This is a genomic window from Synergistaceae bacterium, assembly GCA_012728235.1.
Lineage (GTDB): Bacteria > Synergistota > Synergistia > Synergistales > Synergistaceae > JAAYFL01.
This window is the reverse complement of record JAAYFL010000077.1, coordinates 1-4533: the sequence shown is the minus strand read 5'-3', so window position 1 is coordinate 4533 and position 4533 is coordinate 1. Positions and strand designations below refer to the sequence as shown.

The window sequence follows — 4533 nt, the reverse complement described above, 5'->3', positions numbered from 1 at the left end:
GGATTATGGACAAGCATACTCGGCTATCCAGCGACAGGCAAATACGTCAGCAATGGGACAGGGAGAGATGGCATTAACAGGAAAAAGCAAGGGAAGAAAAATCTAATAATAAGATATAACAAAGTGTGGCAATCGGAGAACTGTGACGTATGTGCGAATATATTATATATTGGAGGATTTATAAATGGACAAGTATATCTATGATGAAAGCAACGGTTTATGGTATGAATTGCAAGGCGATTATTATATCCCTTGCCTGATACTTTCTGAAGAAGAAACACAGCCTATCGGTTTATGGGGATAACGTCACAGAGAGTATCTAAAGGAGCATAAGCACATTATTTATACTACAATGCTGCTCGATGGCACACTGAACCACTATCTTGCTGATATAAACCAACAAGCGGAGCAAATGTTCCATAGATCGATTAAAGAAATGGCAGAAAGGCAGGGCGTGACAGAACAGCTCAAAACAGAACAGCCTATGGAATGGGTTGGAAAGATGGGAAATATTCAAGCCTGTGCAAGAGAGGTCGTTAATAGCGAACTGATTTTCGCATAGCATTATTTGAGGGCGAAGATACTTTTATTGGTATCTTCGCCCTTTGTTTAATAGTAACGCTTTTTAGCGTCATTTTCCTTGCTATACAAGGCTTTTTAAGACTTGTTTTCGGGTGATAATGGTTTTATATTAGCGATTCGATTTTTGCAAAAATGCTACAGATTTGCGAGAGAACTGTTGACAAAGAAAAAAGGCGGAAGTATAATTAGTTATACAAATCATACTTTATAAAGGAGATGTTCTTATGCCAAAGCCGAAAGGAAAATATGCTTGGACTGCCACAGTGGGCGAAAAAGGACAAATTGTTATACCAAAGCAAGCAAGAGAATTATTCGACATTAAACCTGGCGACACACTGGTGCTTTTGGGAGATGAGAAGCGAGGAATTGCAATTCCTCCGAAAACAACGTTTTCACAGTTCGCTGCCGCTATATTTGAATCCGCTGAGGAGGATGAATGATGACACTTTGTAATATCAAAAACTTAAGTAAATCATATCCCCCTTTTGTGTTGTCCGACATTTCTTTTAAATTGAACGCTGGGCGAATTACTGGTTTTATTGGCAGAAATGGAGCAGGTAAAACCACAACGATAAAATCCATTTTGGGACTTGTTCATACAGATTGCAGTGAGATTTGTTATTTTGATTTGCCGTTTTCAGGTAATGAGCGGGAAATCAAGCAACGTATCGGCTTCTCCACTGGTGCAGTCAACTATTATCCGAAAAAGAAAATAAAAAATATTGTTGCTGTTACGCAAACCCTTTATCAGAATTGGGACGAAGGAGCGTACCGGAAATATCTTGAAATGTTCTCACTTGACGAAAGCAAGATGCCTTGCGAACTTTCAGAAGGAATGAAAGTAAAATTCAATCTTCTTCTCGCCCTTTCACACAGGGCAGAAATCCTGATTTTAGACGAACCAACAAGCGGACTTGATCCATTTTCCAGAGACGAATTGCTGGAATTATTTATTGAACTAAAAAACAGAGGGGTTGCTGTGCTGTTTTCAACGCACATCACTTCGGATATAGAAAAATGTGCTGATGATATTATGTATATCCGAAACGGCAGACTTGTTGCCAACTGTTCTAAGGATGACTTTTGCAAAAACTATTGTAAAGACGGTGAAACTTTGGAAGAAAGTATATTACGAATGGAAAGAGGTGACAAGGTATGATAAAACTACTCAAAAAAGAAATGAAACTTGCCGCTTCACCTCTTTCTTACATATTTATCGTGTTTGGACTGATGGCATTTGTGCCGGGCTATCCTATACTCGTCAGCTCCTTTTTTGTATGCCTTGGACTATTTCAGTCGTTCCAAAGCGCAAGAGAAGCGAACGACATTACCTATACCGCCCTTTTGCCTGTTGCCAAAGGTGATATTGTAAGAGCGAAATATGCGTTTTGCATTGTGGTGGAGCTTGGTTATTTTATCCTGACGTCGGTGGCTGTACTTATTCGTATGACATTATTATCGGAGGCTGCTGTATACAGAAACAACGCTCTGATGAACGCCAACCTTGTGTATCTTGGCTTTGTGTTGCTGATTTTAGGACTGTTCAATTTGATATTCGTCGGCGGTTTTTTCAAGACAGCATATAAATTTGCAAAGCCATTTGTTGCGTTTATTGTCGCCGCTTTTGTTGTTGTAGGCATTGGTGAGACGCTCTTTCATATCCCAGTACTTTCGGCTCTGAACGCTTTTGGCTTTGAGCATATCGGTTTACAGGTGAGTGTATTTATGGTTGGCATAGCCTCTTTTGCACTGCTAACCGTAGTTTCTATGCATCGGTCAATAAAAAACTTTGAGAAGATTGATTTGTGATATGATATCCTGACAGTGGAAGCACCCTGCAAGATTTTGTCTTGCAGGGTGCTTTCTGCAAATGTATGTAAGTCCGCAAGACAGGAATGCCCTGCGGTGTTGTTGTCAATTCCAAAGTTACCTGTCTCTGTCAAAGGATTTCTTTTTGTGGGACTGCTGTCTGCCTTTTTCCTGAAGCTGTCGGAGATGTTCTCTGACGCTCTGCTTTTCGGGCGGTTTCTTGGCTGGATTTTCTTTCTGCTTGAGCTTCAGATTGTATTCCCATACCTCACGCTTATAGCGTTCCACAACCTCCTCCATTTCTCGGTAGGTTGCCATAAATGCCTGAACATCGGGATAACCGTCCTCTTTCAGAATATCAGGGAGCTTGTCCAGCTTTTCGGAGATTTCTTCCTCTGTCTGCTGTATCTTCTCGGCAAGTGCCTTTCGTTCCTTACCCTTGAAAAGCCCTGTGGTGTCTTTTAGCTCCTGTTTCAGCTTCGGTAATACTCGGTTCTGCAAATGCTTGATTTCCTTTGCACTGTCCTGTACTCGTATCATAAGCTGCTGCATAATGCGGAACTCCGTCATATTGATATTGAGCGTAGGCTTCGGAGGCATATCCTGTTCACGGATAAGAGTTTGCAGAAAATCTTTTGCCTTGCCGATGATACTGCGGAACATATCAGGCAGCCAGCCGCTTTTACGGATGGACTCGCTTGCCTTGTCCTGTATCTCAGTCTGCTTGATTTCCATTATCTTTGCTTCTGCAATTCCCGTAACAAGAGCCATATCCGCTGTCCTGTTCCATTCCTGCCTTGCTTCGTTATCGGCTTTTATCTCCGCTTCTTTCGGATTGTTCTTGCCGATTTTCTTAGTAGGCAGATACACGCTGTTGTTATCAAATACTTTCAGGTGCTGTTCGGGATCGGAAATATAGCTGTTGATAAGAGCGGTGTAAAACTCTTTTTCTCCCTCAAGAAATGCTTCGCTCTTGTAGCAGTCATCCTTTACCGAAAAGAGATGGTTTTCATAAACCTCGCCTTTCTTGATGACGGTGCAGCCTTGACGGATTTTTCCGTCCTCGCCGGTTATCTCTTTCTTGGTGCGAACCCTTTTACCTGTTTCATCATAAAATACGCTTCGGGTGGCAATCTTGATGTCAGCTTCGGGGAGTAAAGTCCTTTCGCTGAATATCAGATGAATGTGGTAATTGGTCTTGCGTTTGTTGTGGTGCAGTGCCGATACACATTCCACACCATACCTTTTACGGAACTCGTCTGTAAACCGTTGCAGTAGCTCCTGCGGTTCGTACTGTGTGAAAGTTTCGGGCAGAGCGATAACCAGTTCCCTTGCTTCGATACATTTTCCTTCCGTTCCGCTTCGCTTAAATTCCTGCTGGCTTTCCCTTGCAAGGTTGCTCCAAAAGGCATTATCAGCGGTGCGGTAGGTGGCGTAAAGGTTCTCCTGCCTTGATTTGCTTGTGATATACGAAATGCGTCCTTTGACATTTGGCAGCTTCGTCATCTGTATGAAGCTGTGTCTTGCCATAGTGTCCTTTCTCCCGTGACGGGCGTTCTCGTTTTGCAACCGTCAGAGCTGTTGCCGCTGTTTCGGCGGTCATTGTCGGCGGGACAGCGAAGAAAATTGCGGTGCAATTTTCTCTGTATCAATAGAGGGAATGTCCTGCCCAATATTGATACTTAGCTCCCTGCAAGGGCAAAATACCAAGAGTACAAATTGTCAGATTTGTGCGAGGGGTATATTTCGCTCTCAAACGCCGAGGGCTTGAGAGAACGATTAGTCAACCTTGCGTACATCTTCTCTGACAAGAAGGTTTCTGCCCTGATTGACCGTCATAAAATGCTCCAGCGTATCGCTGCGGATAATAGCCTTTCGTCCGACTTTAAGGACGGGCAGCTTACCCCATTCGACTAACTTTCGCATTGTGTTTCTGCCGATACCCGTACATTCGGCGGCTTCTTCGATGGTTAATCCCATTTTAACTGTACTCATGCTATCTCCCTCCTTTACGAAATACTCATTTTGCAACCCCGTAATGTTGATTATACTTATTTTGCTATCTGATGCCAACCTATTCTGCAACCTGATACTAATTATTTTTAATATTTATCGGGAATAATGGTTGCAAATCGCATTTCG

Annotated in this window: 5 protein-coding genes and 1 pseudogene; 4 read left to right on the top strand and 2 right to left on the bottom strand. The window is 42.6% G+C overall.

From position 1 onward, the window contains the following. Positions 1-184 precede the first annotated feature (184 nt). The 4 genes and pseudogenes from GXZ13_05500 to GXZ13_05485 all read left to right on the top strand — a co-directional run bounded on the left by GXZ13_05500 (position 185) and on the right by GXZ13_05485 (position 2391). Positions 185-562, top strand: a pseudogene (locus tag GXZ13_05500) (TnpV protein). 244 nt (positions 563-806) lie between these two features. Then, positions 807-1022, top strand: coding sequence for an AbrB/MazE/SpoVT family DNA-binding domain-containing protein (locus GXZ13_05495; protein NLX75268.1), 216 nt, complete (start codon positions 807-809; stop codon positions 1020-1022). Then, positions 1019-1741: an ABC transporter ATP-binding protein gene (locus GXZ13_05490; protein NLX75267.1), complete on the top strand. Its 723-nt coding sequence runs from the start codon at positions 1019-1021 to the stop codon at positions 1739-1741. The genes GXZ13_05495 and GXZ13_05490 overlap by 4 nt, the downstream gene beginning before the upstream one ends. Next, positions 1738-2391, top strand: a complete 654-nt coding sequence (locus tag GXZ13_05485) for an ABC-2 transporter permease (GenBank protein ID NLX75266.1) — start codon at positions 1738-1740, stop codon at positions 2389-2391. Before GXZ13_05490 ends, GXZ13_05485 begins: the two co-directional genes overlap by 4 nt. 117 nt (positions 2392-2508) lie before the next feature. On the opposite strand, the gene GXZ13_05480 is transcribed toward GXZ13_05485, so the two are convergent. After that, positions 2509-3921: a MobA/MobL family protein gene (locus tag GXZ13_05480; protein NLX75265.1), complete on the bottom strand. Its 1413-nt coding sequence runs from the start codon at positions 3919-3921 to the stop codon at positions 2509-2511. Between the two features lie 249 nt (positions 3922-4170). Further along, entirely contained in the window at positions 4171-4386 is a 216-nt protein-coding gene (locus GXZ13_05475) for a helix-turn-helix domain-containing protein (GenBank protein ID NLX75264.1), read from the bottom strand. Positions 4387-4533: the final 147 nt, after the last annotated feature.